Source organism: Salinicola corii (assembly GCF_008298015.1).
GTDB classification, from domain to species: Bacteria; Pseudomonadota; Gammaproteobacteria; order Pseudomonadales; family Halomonadaceae; genus Salinicola; species Salinicola corii.
In genome coordinates this window covers 51877-72643 of the sequence record NZ_VTPX01000003.1, presented here as the reverse complement: position 1 = coordinate 72643, position 20767 = coordinate 51877, and the positions used below count along the sequence as shown (strand labels likewise).

The 20767-nt window shown below is 61.8% G+C and carries 16 protein-coding genes; 4 read left to right on the top strand and 12 right to left on the bottom strand.

Annotated elements, in window-relative coordinates:
* Positions 1 to 33: 33 nt before the first annotated feature.
* From F0A16_RS06790 to F0A16_RS06740, 11 genes are all read right to left on the bottom strand, one after another.
* Positions 34 to 594, bottom strand: a complete 561-nt coding sequence (locus F0A16_RS06790) for a TRAP transporter small permease subunit (RefSeq protein WP_149434647.1) — start codon at positions 592 to 594, stop codon at positions 34 to 36.
* Positions 591 to 1676, bottom strand: a complete 1086-nt coding sequence (locus F0A16_RS06785) for a TRAP transporter substrate-binding protein (RefSeq protein ID WP_149434646.1) — start codon at positions 1674 to 1676, stop codon at positions 591 to 593. The genes F0A16_RS06790 and F0A16_RS06785 overlap by 4 nt, the downstream gene beginning before the upstream one ends.
* A gap of 131 nt (positions 1677 to 1807) precedes the next feature.
* Positions 1808 to 3247 (bottom strand): N-acyl-D-amino-acid deacylase family protein, encoded by a 1440-nt coding sequence (locus tag F0A16_RS06780; protein WP_149434645.1) that lies wholly within the window; start codon positions 3245 to 3247, stop codon positions 1808 to 1810.
* A 37-nt stretch (positions 3248 to 3284) separates the two neighbouring features.
* Positions 3285 to 4691 (bottom strand): amidohydrolase family protein, encoded by a 1407-nt coding sequence (locus F0A16_RS06775; RefSeq protein WP_149434644.1) that lies wholly within the window; start codon positions 4689 to 4691, stop codon positions 3285 to 3287.
* A gap of 64 nt (positions 4692 to 4755) precedes the next feature.
* Complete coding sequence (locus F0A16_RS06770; protein WP_149434643.1) at positions 4756 to 5676, bottom strand: N-carbamoyl-D-amino-acid hydrolase; 921 nt, start codon at positions 5674 to 5676, stop codon at positions 4756 to 4758.
* A gap of 96 nt (positions 5677 to 5772) precedes the next feature.
* Positions 5773 to 6438: an amino acid ABC transporter permease gene (locus F0A16_RS06765; RefSeq protein ID WP_149434642.1), complete on the bottom strand. Its 666-nt coding sequence runs from the start codon at positions 6436 to 6438 to the stop codon at positions 5773 to 5775.
* 1 nt (position 6439) lies between these two features.
* On the bottom strand, positions 6440 to 7123 hold the full coding sequence (locus F0A16_RS06760; RefSeq protein ID WP_149434641.1) for an amino acid ABC transporter permease: 684 nt from the start codon (positions 7121 to 7123) through the stop codon (positions 6440 to 6442).
* A 105-nt stretch (positions 7124 to 7228) separates the two neighbouring features.
* Complete coding sequence (locus tag F0A16_RS06755; RefSeq protein WP_223119727.1) at positions 7229 to 8257, bottom strand: transporter substrate-binding domain-containing protein; 1029 nt, start codon at positions 8255 to 8257, stop codon at positions 7229 to 7231.
* A 25-nt stretch (positions 8258 to 8282) separates the two neighbouring features.
* Positions 8283 to 9071 (bottom strand): ATP-binding cassette domain-containing protein, encoded by a 789-nt coding sequence (locus F0A16_RS06750; protein ID WP_338100598.1) that lies wholly within the window; start codon positions 9069 to 9071, stop codon positions 8283 to 8285.
* Positions 9061 to 10623 carry a dihydropyrimidinase gene (gene hydA, locus F0A16_RS06745; RefSeq protein ID WP_239023737.1) on the bottom strand — a complete coding sequence of 521 codons (1563 nt, stop codon included), beginning with the start codon at positions 10621 to 10623 and terminating at the stop codon, positions 9061 to 9063. Before hydA ends, F0A16_RS06750 begins: the two co-directional genes overlap by 11 nt.
* Positions 10624 to 10836: 213 nt before the next feature.
* Complete coding sequence (locus F0A16_RS06740) at positions 10837 to 11736, bottom strand: LysR family transcriptional regulator (RefSeq protein ID WP_149434640.1); 900 nt, start codon at positions 11734 to 11736, stop codon at positions 10837 to 10839.
* A 167-nt stretch (positions 11737 to 11903) separates the two neighbouring features.
* Between F0A16_RS06740 and F0A16_RS06735 the strand changes: the two genes are divergently transcribed.
* Positions 11904 to 12563: an aspartate/glutamate racemase family protein gene (locus tag F0A16_RS06735; protein WP_149434639.1), complete on the top strand. Its 660-nt coding sequence runs from the start codon at positions 11904 to 11906 to the stop codon at positions 12561 to 12563.
* A gap of 145 nt (positions 12564 to 12708) precedes the next feature.
* On the opposite strand, the gene F0A16_RS06730 is transcribed toward F0A16_RS06735, so the two are convergent.
* On the bottom strand, positions 12709 to 14025 hold the full coding sequence (locus tag F0A16_RS06730; RefSeq protein WP_149434638.1) for a M18 family aminopeptidase: 1317 nt from the start codon (positions 14023 to 14025) through the stop codon (positions 12709 to 12711).
* A 132-nt stretch (positions 14026 to 14157) separates the two neighbouring features.
* Here F0A16_RS06730 and F0A16_RS06725 point away from each other — a divergent pair, with 132 nt between their 5' ends.
* From F0A16_RS06725 to F0A16_RS06715, 3 genes are all read left to right on the top strand, one after another.
* The gene (locus tag F0A16_RS06725; RefSeq protein WP_149434637.1) at positions 14158 to 16275 is read left to right on the top strand and encodes a carboxy terminal-processing peptidase; all 2118 of its coding nucleotides are present in this window, start codon (positions 14158 to 14160) and stop codon (positions 16273 to 16275) included.
* 236 nt (positions 16276 to 16511) lie between these two features.
* On the top strand, positions 16512 to 18230 hold the full coding sequence (gene ligB, locus F0A16_RS06720) for an NAD-dependent DNA ligase LigB (protein ID WP_187775928.1): 1719 nt from the start codon (positions 16512 to 16514) through the stop codon (positions 18228 to 18230).
* Between the two features lie 476 nt (positions 18231 to 18706).
* Positions 18707 to 20767 (top strand): capsular polysaccharide biosynthesis protein, encoded by a 2061-nt coding sequence (locus F0A16_RS06715; protein ID WP_149434635.1) that lies wholly within the window; start codon positions 18707 to 18709, stop codon positions 20765 to 20767.

Here is a 20767-nt window from a genome sequence, read left to right as displayed (position 1 = left end):
TCGGAAACCCAAAAGGCGCAAGCTTCTCGGTCTTCACGGACGCTTGAATCGGAATTGGGCCACCAGCCGGCGACACAGCTGTAGCCCGTAAAGCACCAGCGCGGCGAACATCACGAACTTGACCGGATAAACCAGGATCGGGCGGGGCCCGGCAATCGCCTGGCGGCTCTCCCAGGCATTGACCGCGTTGGTCCACACGGCCCACGCCACGATGATTACCGTCACGAGCGAAACCAGCGTTATGAATCCCGTCAGCAGGCGTGCGGCGAGGCCGCCAAGCTTATCCGTCAAGAATTCGACGCGAATATGCGCGTCCCGTTCTTCCGCGTGCGACAGGCCGAGATATACGACCGCGATCATCGTGAACATGGCCAGTTCCGAGACGCCGTAGAGAGGACGCGAAAAGCCTCGAGCCACCAGATCGACGATCATGAACAGCACCACCACGATCAATAGCCACCCGCACAACTCGGCCAGGCTCTGATTGAGCCGGGTCATCAGGCGCGGTTTGCGCGCCTGGTGAATGCCCGGTCCCGCGCCGGGCTGCCGGGTCCCGGGATGCGTTTGTGCATTACTGTTCGGCTTACCCTTCATGAGCCGCTGACCGACGAACCGTTATCGATGATCGCTTTCATCTTTTCGATGATCTGCGCGGGATTCTCCGCACCCGCATCCTCGGCACTCTGGATCCAGGTCTGTCGATTGCTTTCCACTGCCGGCAACGAGACGAATTTCTCGATATCCTCGGCAGAGGCGGCCGTCACCGTATAGCCGGCAGCCTCCTGTACCTCGACGATGCGATCGAACTCATTGGCGTAATAGTCACCAAAGGTCTTCTCCGCCCGAGCCGCGGCTTGCTCGAACCAGTCCTGCATCTCTGCCGACATCGCATCCCACTTGCGCTGATTGACGGTAAGGATCATGGGGACCGCCAACCACAAGCGGCGTGACGTCAGGACATTCGGCGCGACCTCGTCCATGCCTGTGCGGTTGAGGCTGTCGTAATTGGTGAAGACCCCGTCGATGGCACCTGACTGCAAGGACTGATAGGTGTCGCTCCAGGGAACCGATACCGGCGTTGCCCCCAGATCGCCCAGCAGATTGAGCATCCACTGGCTGGAAGCGCGCACCCGCTTGCCCTGGAAATCATCGAACGACGTCACGGGTTCGCGAAAGACACCGGCATAGGGAAGATAGGGGTAGATATAGATGATGTGCTGGCCCTGCCTGGCGAATTCCTCGCTTAGCTCGGGTACCTGATCATAGACATCATGGTAAACCGACATGATGTCCGCGTAGTTCTCGGGGCCGGCGGGAAACAGCTGGAACGCCCCATTCAGCAACAGCCGATTGGGATAGTAATTGATGTTGATATAGCCCATGTCAGCGACACCGTTGCTGACACCGCCGAGAATTTCATCGCCCTGCATGACCGACGCCCCCCAATAAGGCACCACTTCGATCTCGCCGTTGGAAACCTCACTCAAGGCATCCAGAAAGCCTTTCTCGGCGGCGCCGCGCAGGCCATTCGGTGCGGTATTGGTCGCATAAGTCAGCGTTTCCGCGGCGGCGGCGGTACCGGGCATCACAGCCGTGCCAGCTCCAAGAACCAAAGTCACGGCGGCCGCAGACATCAGTTGACGCCACTGGCGGGATTGCGGGTTCATCAAGGGCATGGGGTAAACCTCGTTATCGTTGTAGTCACAAGCTCGTCACCGAGCGTCCAAAAATAGTCAGCGATACAGTACACGCCTGTCTTATGCTTTATTCGTCAGCGTGGCATAACCTTGTGTTAAGCCACGGCAAGCTACTCGATTATCTCTTCACGCCGAAGCAGACGCCCTGCTCGATGGCGAACCTTTCCATCGATCCAAGCCGGGCGCCCATTGACCATCACCCAATCGATGCCGACTGCCGGTATGGTCGGCTCCACGAAGCTCGCGCCATCTTTCACGTTATCGAAGTCGAACAGGGTCAGATCGGCGAAGGCCCCCTCGCGGATCACGCCGCGATCGGTCAAGCCGAAACGCGCCGCCGACATCGACGTCATCTTGCGAATCGCTTCCGGGAGGGCAAACAGACCTTCATCGCGGCAATAATGACCGATGACGCGGGGGAAACTACCCCACAGCCGCGGATGCGGGTTGGGGTCGCTGGGAAGCCCATCGGAACCGATCATGGTCAGAGGATGCGCCAGAACGCGACGCACATCCGTCTCGTCCATGTTGTGGTAGATCGCCCCGGCCGGCATCAAACGGCTTGCCGCTTCGGTCAGATCTACGCCCCACTCCGTGGCGATCTCGGTCAGCAGGCGCCGCCCCTGATCGGGATGCGGCTTCGACCAGGTAATCAAGATGTCGAACTCGTCCGAGACGCGCCACAGATCCAGCGTCGTCGAGCAAGCCGAATAGGGATAACAGTCGCAGTTGCAAGGCTGCTCGGCCGCCGCTGCCTCGAGCTTCTCGATGGCGTGTTCGCTCTTGCCCCAGTTCTCGACGTCGGCGCATTTCAAATGCGAGATCACCAGCGGTACGCGCCCGTGACGCGCTGTCTCGAAGGCCTCATCCATCGCCTCGAACAGTCGCTCGCGCTCGTTGCGCATATGGGTGGTGTAGATCCCCCCCTCTTCGCCGACTACCTCGACCAGCGCCTTCACCTCACCGGCCGGCGCCTGACGCGCGTTGGTATAGGCCAGACCGGTACTGAGGCCGATCGCACCGGCACGCAGCGCCGTGCGCAGCGATTGGCGCATGGCCAGCACTTCCTCGTCGCTGGCGGCCCGGTCGAAGCGGTCCATCACGCCGGCTCGCAGCGTGGTATGGCCGATCAACGCGGCCACGTTCACCGCCGGCGCCGCCGTCTCGACGGCCTCGGCGAAGGCCTCGAACGTCGAGAAGAACGCGTCGCGCTCTCCCAGCAGATTCATCGGATCCGGCACCTCGCCAACGATCTTTACCGGAGAGGCGCTGATACCGCAGTTGCCGACGATCACCGTGGTCACGCCCTGGGTAATCTTGGGCAGCATCTCCGGTTCGCGGATGGCGCAGCTATCGTCGTGGGTATGAACGTCGATGAATCCCGGGGAAAGATACCGCCCTTGGGCTTCGACCACCTGCGCGGCATGAGTCGCATCCAGATCACCGATCGCCGCGATTCGCTCTCCCTTCACGCCGATATCGGCCACGAATGACTCACGACCGGTACCGTCGACGACATGGGCACGGCGAATGATCACATCGAATGTCATGTTGCTCTCCTGATGGCGAGGTACGGCCAACGTCTTGTCATTGAGGGGTTTTCAGCATGCTGCCCGGCTGGATGACCAGGGCGTCCAGCCCGGCAGCACGCACCGCAGTCTCGCCCGCCGGCGTAGTGACCAAGCGGCCACCGCGGCCGACGACAGCTTCGCCATCGAGCAGTCGTTGCCCATGGGCATAGGTCAAAACCGGACGCCGGCGTTCGAGATCGAGCACGGTAATATCCGCATCGGCACCAACACCCAGATGCCCCTTGTCGCGCAACCCGAGAATCCTCGCCGGATGTAGACTCGCCTTGCGTACGAAGCCCTCGAGACTCAAGGCATCGAGGTGCACCAGCGCGAGGCCGCGCGCCACGATATCGTTGCGCGGGATGCCGCCTCCGTCGGTTGCCAGGGCATCCACCGCGAAGCGGCCATCAAGCCGCGTGGCCGTCACCAGACGCAGGCGCGGCTCGGGAGGATTGGCGCGGAAACTGATACCGATGAGCGACCCGCAGGCGTGCCAGGCGGCCAGCCCCTCTGACCCGCCCACCAGTTCGATGATGCCGTCGCGCTCCAGATTGACCAGCGCCCAGCCGGTCAGAATCGCCTCAGCCATCCCCTCGCTGGTGGCCGCATACCCGCCGCGCTCGAGACCGAAGGCCGCCAGTCGGCTTCCCGGCACGCCGTCGATGCATTCGCCGCTGACCCCATTGAAGGGGGCCAGATAGGACTCCGAGCGGATGTGCGGATGCGCTGCCAGAAGCGCCAGCGCCTCCTCGCCCTCGGACACGGCATCATGGGTCTGACCGCGGCAGTAGCTGTTGATATGCGCCAGGTGAAGCGGATGTCCGGCGCTCAGTTCGCACGCCTCCCGCGTGCCCTCGATATTCGAGCCGACCGACTGCGTGCCGGCATGAAAGGCCGCGTACGCACCGTGCCCCGCAGCCGCTGCGATGGCCTGAGCCGTCGCTTCGGCCGTCAATGGATAGTGCCCACCCAACAGTTTCAGCCCGATCGCGCCCTGGCTCAGGGCGTGACTCAAAGCATCATCGATATCGCCCCGGCCGGGATCGGCGGAGGCGATAGTATGTCCCGGACGTAGATAGTTGACGCAGGCGATGCTCAGCCCGCAACCGTGACGGACCGCCAGATCGACGACGCCCTCGATGGGCCCGGCCATATCCAGCGCCGTGGTCACGCCCGCCAGCGCCAGCATGCGATGACCGCATCCTCCACCCAGAAAGGGCGAGAGATGCACGTGCATGTCGACGATACCCGGCATGACCAGCAACCCCGTCAGATCGTGCTCGCGTCTTGCCCCACCGGCAATGGACGACGCCACCTCGACGATTTTTCCGTCGCGTAGCGCAATGTCCCGGATCTCGTGCACCCCGTTGGCGGGGTCGACGACGGTGCCATTGCGCAGCAGGGTGTCGTAGCGCTCGATCATGTCCGCACCTCGGCGATTGCCGTTATTGTCGTTCTCGGGAAAGCGGCCTTCATCGCGGCAACCGCTAGCGCTCGACGCCCGTCTGCGAGGTAATTCGCCCGTAATGTTCGATGCGACGATGACGCGCAAAATCGAAGATGGTCTTCTTGCCGAACTGACAGCGCTCCATATCGCATCCCGCGGTGATCAGTTCATCACCCTCCCCCTGGGTACGCGCGACGACGAAGCCATCCGGGTCGACGATGATCGTACCGCCCATCAGCGGAAAACCATCCTCGACGCCCGCCTTGGCCACCGCCACCGCCCAGGTCGCATTCTGGTAGGCCCCCGCCGTGACGGAGAGCTCGGAGTGGTAGAGGCGCTGCGCCAGTCCCTCCCCTCGGTTCTGGGAGTTCACCGACGGCGTGTTGTAGCCGAGCATCACCAGCTCGACCCCCTGCAATCCCATGACGCGCCAGGTTTCCGGCCAGCGGCGATCGTTACAGATGCACATGCCCATCAGCGTGCCTTCGTTGTCGAAGGTCTCGAAGCCCAGGTCACCGGGTTCGAAATAGCGCTTCTCGAGATGCTGGAAGTCCCGCTCGGTGTCGTACTCGACGTGCCCAGGCAGATGCACCTTGCGATACTTGCCGACGATCTCGCCCTGACGGTTGGTTAAGATGGAAGTATTGAAATGGCGCCCTTCCGGTGTCAGCTCGGCATAGCCGAACGAGATAGCGATACGGTGCTCTCGAGCGCGGTCGAACAACGGTTGCGTGGCGGCGTTCGGCATCTCTCGCTCGAACCAGGTGTCGACCTCGGCCTGATCTTCCATGTACCAGCGCGGGAAGAATGTCGTGAGCGCCAGTTCCGGAAAGACGACGAGATCGCATCCCTCCTTCACGGCCTGGTCAAGCAGCGACACCATACGTTCGACGACACGCTCGCGGCTATCGTTCTTCTGAATCGCTCCCATTTGAGCGCCACCAATTACCCATTTACGCATCACTGTTTCCTTGCCTTTATCACGATCGTTGTGGGACGGACGCCGCCCCACTCCCCGCCATGGCCACGACGAGCAATGGCACTACGGCCAGATCGCTCACTGGCTCTGCTTACGTTCGAATCGGCTCACCATACGGACCAGAGGCCACAGGAGTATCAGATAGATCAGTGCTGCTAGCACGATCGGAGAGGAGTTGTAACTCATGGAGCGTGTCATATCCGCTCGATAGAGTAAGTCGCCGAGTGAAGCGACACTGGCCAGCGATGTCAGCTTGACCACCTCCACCGTATTCGAGAGAAGATCCGGTAGTACGTTACGCACCGCTTGCGGCATCACCACCCAGGTCATGGTCTGCAGTCGACTCATTCCCGTTGAGCGGGATGCCTCGATTTGACCCGGCGGTATGGACTGCAGTCCCGCTCTGTAGACTTCGCTGTAATAAGCGGAATTATTGAGAAGAAAGGCCAGTATCACAGCCGCATAGGGTGAGAGATTCACCCCCGCGAACGGCATACCCGAATAGACGAATATCAGCAGCACCAGAGGGGGGACCGCACGGAAGAAATCGACATAGACGATCGTCGGCCAGCGCAGCCAGAGACGCCGACTGTCACTGGCGACCGCCAGCAACAACCCACCCAGCCCGCCCAGCACGATCACGACGACACAGATCTGTAGTGTGACCCCAAGCCCTTTCATGAGCAGAGGCAGTGACTGCCACATCAAATCGAGATTGAAGAATTGGTCAACGAAATTATCCATCTCAGTGTCTCCGCCAATTCATTCTCGATTCTAGCCAGCGCCCCAAAATCACGAACGGCAGGAACAGCGCAACATAGGCCAGCGCTCCCATCGTCAATGGCGTGGCGCTACCGGAGAACGATTGCGCGCTAGATGCTTGATACAGTATCTCGGGAACACCGATGACCGTGCCGAGCGCGGTCATCTTGGTGATGGCGATGGCGCGGTTGGTCAATGACGGCATTGACATTCGCATGGCCTGGGGGAGTACGATCCAGATCAGTACCGTGATAGCACGCATTCCACTGGCACTCGCCGCTTCCCATTGACCGCGATCCACGGCACGAATACCTGCCCAGAAAATCTCCTCGGAGAAGGCTGCCAAGACCAGGCTCAGCGTGAGAAACAGGACCATCCAAGCCGAAAAGGTAATACCGATGCCTGGCAGGCCAAAATAGAAGATCAGAATGACGACCAGCGGCGGCAAGGCTCTCCAGATGTCGGCGAAAGCGATAATTAACGCATTCAAGGACCGGATTCCGGCACAGCGCAGACACGCGAGCAACAGCCCGGCGCTGATGCCGACCACGACGATCGCGGCCGCTAGCCCCAACGTCACCCGTAGGCCCCCGGCGATGGCCGGCCAATACTGGTTGATGATCGCAGGGTCGAGGAACACCTGCGAAAATTGCTGTACTCCACCCATGAGCTCTCTCCCATGAAGCGCTGATCACCCCACCACCGCTACCCGCTGGCGGCCGGCGGTTCGAATTCAGCGCTTGGCCTTCTCCGAAAAACTCACGCAAGGCACTCAATCACAGGAGAAAGCGTGATCGTCCTCGACGTATCCCGTGAAACCGGGCTGGCCGAAACCGGCTATCGGCGTAACGACCGTCGCCCCCTCGGCAGGCTCGAAACCGAACCACTTCTGTGAGAGTTCGGCCATAACGCCGTTCGTCTTCAGACACTCCAGTGCGCGCTCGACACGATCCCGGTTCTCGGTGTCATCCTTGCGAAATGGAATGGCCCAGACGAGCCCTGTATCCACGAGATAGGAGAGTTCTATGGCTGGATTTTTGCTCACGGCATAAGCGGAAACCGTATTGCCGGCGACGTTCGCCGTGGCGCGGCCACTCATGACGGCCTGAATGGCATCACTGTTGGTGCCGTAGGCCTCCACCCGCCAGCCGTACTCCTGCGCGTGCTCGCGAGCCCAACTGTCGTAGGCCGATCCTTTGTTGACGGCGATGACTTTTCCCTCGAGCTGATGCAGGTCGGTAATGTTGGGCCCGCCCTTCTTGACCACGAATTGGAAATCAGTGTCGAGATAACCTTCTGAGAACAGGAGGTTTTCGGCCCGCTGTTCGGTCACTGTTGTCGGTGCCATGAGAAAATCGTAGGTCCCTGCCTGTAGCCCAGGGATCAAACCGGAGAACTGCGTGGAGGTGATCTCCATGTCCATCCCCATCTGCTCACCGAGGGCATTGGCCAAGTCGACGTTGAATCCCTGAACGCCCCCCTCCATCGTCGGCATGGCGTGAGGCGCGAACGTGCCGTCGAGAGCGACGCGGTAACTGTCCGGCGTGCTTGCCTGCGCCGCCGAGAGGCCGAAACCCAGAGTCAGACAGCCGACCGTCGCATATCGCGCGATACGCGTCGAATCCTGAAGAAAACGCCAATAGGACATGGTTGTTATTCCTGTTTTATCGTTGTCGGAAAGATTTGAACGAGGGCGACTTGCCGTGACACACCCACTGTATTGTCGATATCGCAAACCCGCGCGCCGGGTGCTTGCATGCGGTGTCATCGGGCGAGCATCGCCCGCCACGTGAACAGGCAAGATTCCCTCTGCGAGCCGATTACTGTTAATGGCGCTGCTCGACGAACGCCCGGGTTCGCTCCTGGATGGGAGACTGAAAAATTTGTTCGGGGGGCCCCTGCTCGACGATGTGTCCATCGGCCATGAAAACCACTCGGTCTGCTACCGCCCTGGCGAAGGCCATCTCGTGGGTCACGACCAGCATCGTCATACCGATCTGTCGCAATTTCCGCATCACCTCGAGCACGCTACCCACCAGCTCAGGATCCAGCGCACTGGTCGGTTCGTCGAACAGCACGATCTTAGGACCCAACGCTATCGCCCTGGCAATGCCGACACGTTGCTGCTGGCCGCCGGAAAGCTGATGCGGATAGTGACCGGCACGCTCCCCCAGCCCTACGCGATTCAGCGCATCGAGCGCCGTTAGTTCGGCCTGGGCACGGGACATTTTCTTGACCAGCCGCAGCGCCAACGCCACGTTACCGAGCGCGCTGTAGTGCGGATAGAGATTGAATTGCTGGAAAACCATGCCGATTTTTTGACGCATTCGATCGATTGATGTCCGACGATCCATCAGATCGGTACCGTCGACGATCACCTGACCGCCGCTGGGTTCTTCCAGCCGATTGCAGCACCGCAGCATGGTGCTTTTCCCAGAGCCGGAGGGACCGATCACGCACACGAGTTCGCCCGGACGAACTTTAAGATCGATACTCTCCAGCACGACTTGCTGTCCAAACACCTTGCGCAGACCAATGAGCTCCAGTATCGGAAACGGGTTGCTCGTACCCACGGTGCTAGCCGCCGAGAGCGATGACATCGATTCATGCATCATGATTCTGCGCACCCGACGATAGCCCCACCAGCTTGCGAATCAGCGTATCGGGTTCGCGATTGGCACGAGCCTTGGCCACCGGTTCGGGGAGACCGCAGGGCAAGAACTCGCCCGTTCCACGGTCGACCTTGAGTTCTCCATTCTCGACAACGACGCGTCCTCGATTGATCACGGTGTCTGCCCAGCCAGTCACTTTCATGCCCTCATAGGGGGTGTAGTCGACGTTGTCATGAAGAAGATCGTTGGTAATGGTGACTTCTCGCGCCTCGTCCCAGATGACGAGGTCCGCATCCGACCCAACAGCGATGGTGCCCTTGCGCGGATAGAGCCCATAGGTTCGGGCATGGTTGGTTGAAGTCAGCGCAACGAATTCATTGATGGTCAGGCGGCCTTTGCGGTATCCCTCGCTGAACAGCAAGGGCATTCGCACTTCTAGGCCCGGCAGACCGTTCGCCATTTCGCGGAACCCGGTCTTTTCACCCTTCGGCAACTTACCCGTCTCGTCCCATCGATATGGCGCGTGGTCCGAAGAATAGAGGCTCAGTGAGCCCTCCATGAGTCCTTGCCACATGGCGCCCTGGCAGCGTTCGTCTCGCGGCGGCGGGCTGCAGCAGAACTTGGCGCCCTCGACACCTGGCTTGTCGATATCGGCGGCAGTCAGGAAAAGGTACTGAGGGCAGGTTTCGGCGTAGAGGGCCGCTCCCTTCTGCTGAGCCTGACGAATGCAGTCGAGGGTTTCGGCCTCGGAGACATGCACGATCAGGATGGGAGTCTCCAATATCCGCGACAACGTGACCACACGATGGGTGGCCTCGGTCTCGGCGAGCCCGCAGTGGGCGATCGCATGGTACTTGGGCGCCTGCAAGCCGCGTTCGGTCAGGCGATCCCCCAGCCAGCGGATGACATCATTGTTCTCCGCGTGAACCATCACCAACGCGCCTTCGCGATCGGCAAGCGCCAGCGTGTCGAGAATCTGATAATCGTCGAGCTTCATGCGCTCATAAGTCATGAAAACCTTGAGCGAGGTAATGCCCTGACGGATAGCCTGTGGCAGATCTTCGTTCAGGGTTTGCTCGTCTAGATTGGTGACGATCACGTGAAAGGCGTAGTCGATGACCGACTTCTCCACCGCACGCGCGTGATAGTCCTCAAGAACGTCACGCACGCGATCCTCACGATGCTGCGCCGCGAAGGGCATGATAGTGGTGTTGCCACCGAACGCGGCCGAGACTGTTGCCGAGTAGAAATCGTCGGCACACATCAGGCCCATCCCCGAAAGCTGCTCGACGTGACAGTGGCTATCGACGCCACCGGGCATCACCCAGCGCCCTCCCGCATCGATGTCACGCTTCCCCGTCGGCAGTCCATTGGCGATGGCAGCGATGCGCCCATCGATAATGCCAATATCCGCCCGATAGGTATCGCTCGCCGTCGCCACTTTTCCATTGCGAACGACCAGATCGAAATCAAGATCTCGGTGCCTCTCAGTCATGGTTGATGTCATACCAGCTCCAGTCATTGTTGCTTTATTGGAAGAGCGGAGAAGCTGCAAGGGCCGTGGTGACGTTGATGAACAGGCTGCGGCCTCGATGAATGACGCCTCGCCTACTGTCCCGATCAGGTGTCAGGCATCGTTCGAACGTCGAACCTGGGAAAGATTTTGAGAGGATTAGATATTGATGTCACATGCCTTTTTATCGTCTCCCATTAACATTTTGTTAAATGTAGAGCGTCGATAGAGATCTCGGCTGGCTTCATATGCCCCCTAAGCGAAGAAGCGATGCCGAAACACCTCATTGAGTTCTTCGATGAACACTCGCGCCAGTTGCGATAGCGGTTCGCTAAGCGGGTGAACCAGACTGACCTCGAGCGTCTGCGTGTAGGAGAGAGGCAGTGCGCAAAGCGCATTGGAGACGTCACTGTGTAGCGAGAACTCGTCGACCAAGGCGATACCGGCGCCACTTCGAACCAGCCCGCAAGCATAGTGCGGGGAGTCGACCTCGATCGCCGGCTGGTACACCATTCCATGGCTGTCATGAAGCTGCTGCACCAATCGACCAAAGGGCGTATCGACGCCATAGCCAATCAGCGCATGCTGGGAGAGCGTCTCGACGTTCAACACTTCCTCGGCGGCGAGCGGATGCTCTCGGTGACAGATACCCACCAGTCGCGTCTCGAACAGCGGTGATATCTCGAGATTAGGGTGATCGACGGGAAAGAGGGATATCCCGAGATCAGCCTGGTGGTCGAGCAACCGGTCCCGCAATGTCATGTTGCGGGTGCACTCCAGACTGACGCGGACCTGTGGATGATGGTACCGAAAGGCCGCTATCGCCTGCGGTACCAGCTGATGACCAAGGCTTGGACTGCATACGAGGCGAACCACGCCATGGCGACGCTGCACCAGATCACTAACAGTGGCGTTGACGCGCTGGACGTCACGGTATACGTGTTCGACATCACGGAACAGTCGACGCGCTTCGGGCGAGGGATATAGCCGCCCTTTGATCCGCTCGAAGAGTCGAAACCCGATTCGCTGCTCGCTGTAGGAAAGCATTCGACTTACCGCGGGCTGTGAAATCATCAGAAGCTGCGAGGCACCGCTGATCGACCCGGCGATCATGACGGCGCGAAACACCTCGATTTGACGGAGGTTGAGTGCCATGTCGGTCGCCCCCCTGCATGACCAATAACATGATGTTAAGGGTCATCAAGCAATAACCACGCCAAAAACCATAACCTCATGTTAAGTACCATCCCCATATCGTCAATCACGCCATACCCCAACGCACGGTAGACTGTCGGTCAAGCTTCATAGGGAGAGCGCCTGCCATGCCCCGCAGTATTTGCGTCATCAACCCAAATTCATCCGTCGACGTGACGCGAGGTATCGATGCCGCGCTGGAGCCTCTGCGTCTGGCGGGTGGGCCACCCATTACCAGCCACACGCTTCATGACGCCCCCGCCGGCATTCAGACCGAGGCGGATATCGTCCAAGTCCTTCCTCGACTGACAGCATTCATACAGGCCAATGAGGCCAATGCCTGCGCTTTCGTGATCGCCTGTTTCAGCGACCCGGGGTTGGCCGTGGCAAGGGAAGCGACGAGTCTGCCGGTGCTCGGTATTGGTGAAAGTGCCATGTTGACTGCACTGACTCAGGGCCAGCGGGTCGGCGTCATTGCCATTCAACCCACTTCCATCGCACGCCACTGGCGTACCTGGGGTGCGATGGGTATCACATCCCGCCTCGCCGGAGAACGCGCGCTGGGTCTCGATGTGGCCGAGCTCCAAGACACGCAGAGAACGTGGGATCGCTTACTCGAGATAGGAGGACAACTGCGCGACGAGGATCAGGCCAATGTGCTGATATTGGGATGTGCTGGGATGCCGCAATTCCAGCACTCGCTGTCGCAGATCCTGGGCGTGCCGGTTGTCGAGCCATCTCGAGCCGCAACCGGCATGGCCTTAACGGCTGCCTGCCTCACGTCATGAGCCTGACAACGCTTTCGGCGACCTTAATACGCCATGGAAGCCAGTGGGGAGCCGGCGCTCGGCCCTGATTCAGGTCGGCTCTTCAGCACCAACATCGGGAACGGGCTGACACCGAGAGCCGTCACTCGCCCCTCCAGGCTCGAAATCAATCGTTCATCAGCGCCGGCCGATTGAAGAACGCTGTGAGCGCCCGGATCAGATACGCCGGATCGCGGGTACCGGCCGTCTCGCGAATCGAATGCATGCCGAACTGCGGTACGCCCACATCGATGGTCGGTACGCCCAGTTCCGTGGCGGTAATCGGGCCGATGGTGCTGCCGCACCCCATGTCCGCTCGCGTCACGAACTGCTGTACGGGCACATCCGCCTCTCGGCAAAGGTCGTGAAACAGCGCCGCCGTCGTACTGTTGGTTGCATAGCGCTGGCTGGCGTTGACCTTGATCACCGGCCCGGCGTTGAGTGCTGGCCCGTGATTGGCGTCGTGCTTGTCCGCGAAATTGGGATGCACGGCATGGGCATTATCACAGGAGATCATCAGGGAGCGCTGGATCAATCGCACGAAGCCCTCGTCGCCCGCCTCGCCGAGCGCAGCGTTGAGTCGGCGCAGGACGTCGGCCAGAAATGGTCCCTGGGCGCCACAGGCACTGGCACTGCCGACTTCCTCATGATCATTGGCCACGAACAACGCGCCCTGCTGCCCATCGGCCGACAGCAAAGCCTCGATCCCGATGAAACAGGAAAGCAGGTTGTCCAGCCGCGCACTGGCGATCATCTCGCCGCCGACACCGACCCGCGAAGGCGGCTGAACATCATAGAACCCCAGCTCGAAATCGACGATGTCCGCCACCTCGAGATCGTGTTCTCGCTCGATCCACTGTTTCAGCAGGCGATCGAGGTCGGGGGCATCGCCGCCCTGCATCAACAGCGGCGCCATCTGCGTCTGCGGGTTCAGCGGCCGGCCGTTGTTGGCTTCGCGATCCATGTGAATCGCCAGGCTGGGTATGATCGCCACCGGCTCCTTCACGTTGAGCAGGACTGCCTGAAGCCTCCCGTCGGCACGGCGGACGTGGACGCGCCCGGCAAGCCCCAGGTCACGATCGAACCAGGGCGCCAGCAGCGCGCCGCCGTAGACCTGAACGCCCAACTGCAGCCAGCCCTTGTTGACAATCGCCGGTTGCGGTTTGAGACGCAAGGCCGGACTATCGGTGTGAGCCCCCACCATGCGCAGGGTCTCGAGAGACGATGCCGGTAGCTGAAACGCGATCAAGGCACTATCGTTGCGCGTCACGTAATATTTTTCGCCCGGGGACAACTTCCAGCTGTCAGTTTCCTTGAGCGGCCGATATCCTGCCGCCTCCAGCATGGTCACGAGATTCGCAGTGGCGTGCCAGGGAGAGGGTGAGCGCTGGAGAAAATCGATCAAGCGATCTTCGAGAGCCTTGTCGGCGGCGTGGTCTGACATGGGTTTCCTCGGATGTCGGTCTGTAGTCATGCGGACTGGCTGCTACAATAGGCCCGGACCTGAAAAAGATTCATGGATCCGGTGGTCTTCTAGGGAATAGAGAGTGTACAGGAAACCGGGAGTGCTTCATTGATGACCCTGACTGTCGCCGCTCGGCACGCGGCCATGTGTTTGCTACTGCTGGCATGGAGCGTCACGGCGCTGGCCGGTCCCACCCCAACCAACGATCAGCGCCAGGCGGCGAGCGAAGTCGCCGAGTCACTGCAGTACGGCTCCTACTCGGGAGTCGACCTCGACGACGACTGGTCGAAACGCGCCTTCCAGCGTCTGCTCGATGTGCTGGACGACCAGCGGGCCTACCTGCTGCAGCGCGACGTGGATAATTTCAACGATCTGGACACGTCGCTCGATGACGCCATCAAGTCAGGCGACCTGGACCGCGTCTATGCATTCTATTCACGCTATCAGGATCGCGTGGAGGCACGGCTCCAGTGGCTGGTGGACAAGGTCGACCGTGGCATCGACTACGACTACACCAGCAACGAACGTCTGGCGCTGGATCGCGAGGACTCCTCCTGGGCAGGCAGCGAGAGCGCGCTGGACGACCTCTGGAACAAGCGTCTGGAGAACGCCGCGTTGACGCTGTCGCTGAGCGATCAGACTCCGGAGGAGATCCAGAAGACACTCCACGACCGCTACGCCAACCAGCTCAACCGCGTGCGCCAGACCAATGCCGAAGACGTCCTGGTGCTGCTGATGTCGGCGGTGACCGGCACGGTGGATCCGCATACCGAATACTTCTCGCCGCAGCAGAGCGAGTCCTTTGATATCCAGATGCGCCTCTCGCTGGAAGGCATCGGCGCGCTGCTGCAGAGCGACGGCGAGTACGTCAAAGTGTCGAGTCTGGTTCCCGGCGGGCCAGCGGACAAGGCCGGCGTGCTGCAGCCGGCGGATCGTATCGTGGCCGTGGGTCAGGACGAGGACGGCGAGCTGGTCAATGTGGTCGGCATGCGTCTCGATGAAGTGGTCGACCTGATTCGCGGACCGAAAGGCTCGACGGTGAGGCTAGAGATCATTCCCGCCAAGGCCGTCGACGTGACCCGGACCCATACCGTCAAAATCACCCGGGATACCGTCAAGCTCGAGGATCAGGCCGCTCATAGTCGGGTCGAGGAGATTCAGCGTGGCGGCGAAACGCACAAGATCGGCATCATCACCGTGCCGGCCTTCTACGTCGACTTCGATGCCTGGCAGGCCGGGGAATCCGACTACCGCAGCACGACCCGCGACGTGGCCAAGGAGATCGACAAACTCAAGGCCGAACACGTCGAAGGCATCGTGCTCGACCTGCGCAACGACGGTGGCGGCGCCCTGCAGGAAGCCAACTCGATGATCGGGCTGTTCATCGATCGCGGTCCGACCGTCCAGGTACGCGATGCCCGCGGCCGCATCAACCTCTACGGAGACACCGATACCGGCGTCGCCTACGATGGCCCCCTCGCCGTCCTGGTCAATCGGCTATCCGCTTCCGCCTCGGAGATCTTTGCCGGCGCGATTCAGGACTACGGCCGAGGCCTGGTCGTCGGAACCCGGACTTTCGGCAAAGGTACCGTGCAGACACTGACCGACCTCAGCCATGGGCAGATCAAGCTGACCCGGGCCAAGTTCTATCGCATTTCGGGCGAGAGCACACAGCACCGCGGCGTCGAGCCGGACATCATCTATCCGAGCCTGATCGATCCGGACGAGATCGGCGAAAGCGCTCTCGACAACGCCCTGCCCTGGGATCGGGTCCGGCCGGTGCAATATCGCCTTTACGGCGAGCCCTGGCGCTATCTCGAGGCACTGCAGGATCGTCACGAGCAGCGCATCGCCAATGATCCCGATTTCGTCTATCTGGAAAAGCAGGCGCAGCTGAGCAAGCGACTACGCGAGCAGCAGACCAGCATCAGCCTCAACAGGGAGCAGCGTCAGCGTGAAATGGATGCCCAGGAAGCCGAGCAGCTGGCGCTGGAGAACCAGCGACGGCGCTCGCTAGGCATGGAGCCGCTCGATGACTGGACCGAAGCCAGGGATCGGAACGACGGCACGGGCCAGGACAATGCCGATGCCCAGGGCAACGACGAGGGTCAGGATGGCGGTGAAGACGAAGTGCCCGATTCGGATGACGCCAAGCCCATCGACCGCGCCGAACTGCAGGAGACCTCCCAGATCCTGCTGGACTACGTGAAGCTGATCTCCAAGGGCTGACCGTCGCGCTCTGGCCCAATGGGGCCAGGCGATCCCGGGTCCTGAAACGACAAAGCCCCGCGATATCGAATCCCCGACTCGGTGAAGTCGGTTCGTCTCGCGGGGCTTCGTCGTCTGGTGTCGACTCGTCCCTCACTCCTGCCGCGTCCCGCGGATCAAGAAAATCGCCGAGCGGTCGTTGAAGGATTCAAAGACCCCGGAGCGATGACGACATGCTGGCAATAGGGATTCGGGCCGTGACACTGGCCTGGTTGAGCGTAGCGGGAGTGTCCCACGCCCACGCGGCCGAGCCCGGCGATGCGTGCCCTCCAGGCAAGAGCCTGACAGCACGGCACGCGAGCTACGACGAGCTGACCCGACGAGTGCAGACGTGGGACGAGGCCTACTACCAGCGCGGCGAGCGGCTGGTCGACGACAGCGTCTACGACGAGGCCAGACGCCGCTGGCGACAGTGGCGCCGCTGCCTCGACCCGGATGCCCCACCGCCCCGACAGCCCACGCCCGTCTCGGCTCGGGACGAACTCGAACACCCCTACGCCCAGACCGGGCTCGACAAGCTTCCGGATCGCCGGGCCATCGGCGAATGGCTGTCCAGACAACCGAAGCGGCCACTCTGGATCCAGCCCAAGGTCGACGGTGTCGCCGTGACGCTCGTCTATCGCGAAGGCCGCCTCCAACGCGCCATCAGTCGCGGCGATGGAGAGAAGGGGCAGGACTGGACCGCGTCGGTCAGACGGATCGACAGCATTCCGGAAGAGTTGGCGACCGACGAAGCGGTGACCCTGCAGGGCGAGCTCTACCTGCGCTTGGCCGATCACGTACAGGCCCGGGATGGCGGAGCCTCGGCACGTTCCCGAGTCGCGGGGCTGCTGAACCGGCATGAGCTGAGCGCGGCGGAGGCCCGGGAGATCGGCTTCTTTGCCTGGGCCTGGCCGGATGGCCCCCGAACCGGTGAAGACCGCCTCGAGCGGCTGGCGCAGCTCGGCTTTCCCGACACGGCCAGCTATACCCGATCGGTCAGTCGACTCTCCCAGGTGGAGCAGTGGCGAGATCGCTGGTACCACGCCCCGCTGCCCTTCGCCTCCGACGGCGTCGTCATCAAGCGCCGCGAACGGCCGCCTGGTGCCTCCTGGCAAGCAGAGCCGCCCAACTGGTCCGTCGCCTGGAAATACCCGGCCGCGCGAACGCTCGCCGTGGTCGAGGCGATCGACGTCTCGGTGGGACGCACCGGACGTCTGACGCCCGTTGCTCGACTGGAGCCCGTTCTTCTCGACGACCGCGAGGTCGGCTCGGTCAGCCTGGGGTCGGTGGCCCACTGGAAAGCGCTGGACGTGCGTCCCGGCGATCAGGTCGACGTCGCTCTCGCCGGCGCCACCATCCCCCGGATCGAGCGAGTCGTCATCCCGGCCACGCCGCGTGCCGCCCTGCCGCTGCCGGACGCGACGCGCTACGACGCCCTCTCTTGTCTCGCCCCGTCAGCGGGCTGTCGCGAGCAGTTCCTCGCGCGCCTGGTCTGGCTCGGCGGCAAGCAGGGGTTGGACATGACCGGTATCGGGCCCGCCGCCTGGAGCGCCCTCGTCGATGCCGGTCTGGTCGACGGCCTGCTTTCGTGGCGGACGCTGGAGATCGACCAGTTGCAGTCGCTGCCCGGGGTCGGAGAGGCAAGGGCCCGGCAGTGGATCGAGGCCTTCCACGCCGCGGAAGCGAAGCGGCCGGTGCGCTGGCTGATCGCGCTGGGCATGCCGCCGCTGCCCGAAGCCGTGCGTCATTCCGCTCTCGCGGTGCCACTGGCGACCCTCCGTGCGCGCTCGGCAGCAGACTGGCAGACGTTCCCGGGCATCGGCCCGAGCCGAAGCGAACAACTGGTCGCCTTCTTCCATGACGCCACCATCGACAAGCTGCTGGCGACCCTGCCCACCGAGGCTGACAAGCCTCATCCTCCCAAGACGATTTAAACCACCGCCATATTCAGTTGGTTGCCTGCCCTGGCTGCCGCTCAGCCTAGAATCGCATATTACCGCCACCAATCAACCCTCGCAAACCATCCTGAGGCCATGCTGCTGCAGGCCCAAAAAAGGAGCTCGGTCGATCGAGGGAAGCGCAGTAAGAAGCACTTTCAAGCTCCTTGACTCAAAACACAACACTCACTTCAACGAAGAGCGGCCGCATCAGTCTCTGGACTAGGTGGCACCCCGAGCACATCCCGCATTAGCTGCGTAGGGTGTGCAGAAAACAGGGGGCATTACATGATTACGAAAAATCCCGGCGCTTAGCAATTCGATACAGCCGAAACGCGCCCTCGATCCGCGGTTTGCGTTACACTGCGCACCAGATTGCCTCACGCTCCGGACTCGGGCCGGTTGCGTCGGGCCAGCGCCCAAGGCAGTGACATGACATTTCCTCGACGGACCGCACCCGCTTTCTGTGACCCATGCATAACGATTCGACAGTCCTGCGACCGTCCTACCATCGCGTGGCCGGCTATCTCTCCAAGGGCCTGGCCCGCTGGAACATCATCCGCTGTCTGCTGCCGGAGTACTCGCGTCAGGTTCGCCTCAAGCCCGGTAGCCGCCAGCCCGTCGACGCCATTCTCGGCTGGGGCCTGAAGCCGACGTCGAAACAGGCACGTCGCCTGGCCACACGCCGGGGCCTGCCCTACATCGCCATCGAGGACGGGTTCCTGCGTTCACTGGGATTGGGCGTCAACTACTCCCAGCCCCATAGCCTGGTCGTGGACTACAGCGGCATCTACTACGATGCGACCCGGCCCTCGGACCTGGAGACGCTTCTCGCCGAGGCGACCTTCGGCACGGATGAGTTGGCACGCGCCGACCAAGCCATGCAGCGCTTGCGTCGATTGCGGCTGTCGAAGTACAACCACGCCCCGGATCGGCCGCTCGAGCCCGCCGACCGGCCCCGCGTCCTGGTCATCGACCAGACGCGTGACGACGCCTCGATTACCCATGGCATGGCCGACGCCGGTTCGTTCCAGCGCATGCTGGCAAACGCGATCGACGATCACCCCAATGCCGAAATTCTGATCAAGACCCATCCCGACGTCATCGCCGGACGCAAGCAGGGCTACCTGACCCGCGCCTCGGCGCATCCGCGCTGCCGGCTAATCGGTAACGATATCAATCCGTGGGCGCTGATCGACGCCGCCGACGCGGTCTACGTGGTCACCAGCCAACTGGGATTCGAGGCGCTGATGGCGGAAAAGCCGGTGCACTGCTTCGGCATGCCGTTCTATGCCGGCTGGGGCCTGACTCGGGATGCACTGCGCTGCGAACGCCGCCAGCGCGAGCGCACGCTTTTGGAACTGTTCGCCGCGGCCTATCTGCGCTATTGCCGCTACGCCAACCCCTACACCGGGCAGGTGTCGACGCTCGAGGCGACGATCGACCTGATCGCCGACCAGAAGCGTCAACGGGATCGACTGGCGGGACGTTGGCTGGCCGTCGGATTTTCCAGTTGGAAGCGTGCCTTCATTACCGATTTTCTCGGTCCGGCCTCCAGCGTGCGCTTCATTCCGGGCGATCACCCGCGGCCCCATGAACTCGAAGGCCGCGACAGCCTGGTGGTGTGGGGGCAAAAGGCTACCGACAAGATCAAGGCGCTATGCCGCCAGCACGGACTCGAGCTGTGGCGGATGGAGGATGGTTTCGTGCGTTCGGTCGGGCTGGGAGTCGATCTGATCCGGCCACTGTCGTTGGCCTTCGACTCCCGCGGACTCTATTACGACGCCGATCACGAAAGCGATCTCGAACGACTGCTCACCGAGACGGACTTCGAACCGACTCTGCTGGCCCGCGCCGGGCGCCTGCGCCAACGTCTCACCGAGCTCAAGCTCTCGAAGTACAACGTGCAAGGCAAGACGCGACCCTCGCTGCCGATGGACGCAATCGGCTCACGACCGGTCGTGCTGGTGCCCGGCCAGGTCGAGAGCGACGCCTCGATCGCCTACGGCTCTCCCGAGATCAAGACCAACCAGGCGCTGCTCGAGGCCGTTAGGCAGAATCGGCCCGACGCCTTCGTTATCTACAAGCCGCATCCCGACGTGGTCTCGGGCGCCCGGCTTGGCCTGCTCGACAAGACGGCGCGAACGCTCTACGACCTCGAACTGGTCGACTGCGACATCATCGACCTGATCGAGCTGGCCGACGAGATCCATACCATGTGCTCGTTGACCGGCTTCGAGGGTCTGATGCGCGGCGTGGAAGTGCACACCTACGGCCTGCCGTTCTATGCCGGTTGGGGACTGACCCGCGACCGGTTATCCTCCCCGCGGCGTCAGCGGCAGCTAACCCTCGATGCCCTGGTCGCAGGCGCTCTGCTACTGTATCCAACCTACGTCGACCCGGTCACCGGCGAGTTCTGCAACGCCGATACCGCCACCGAGTTGATGCAGCAACAGCGTGATCGGCGCTCGGGATTGCCGCTCCGAGTCCGCCTCTACCGGCTATACCGCAATCTGTTCTCCAAAAGGCAATGA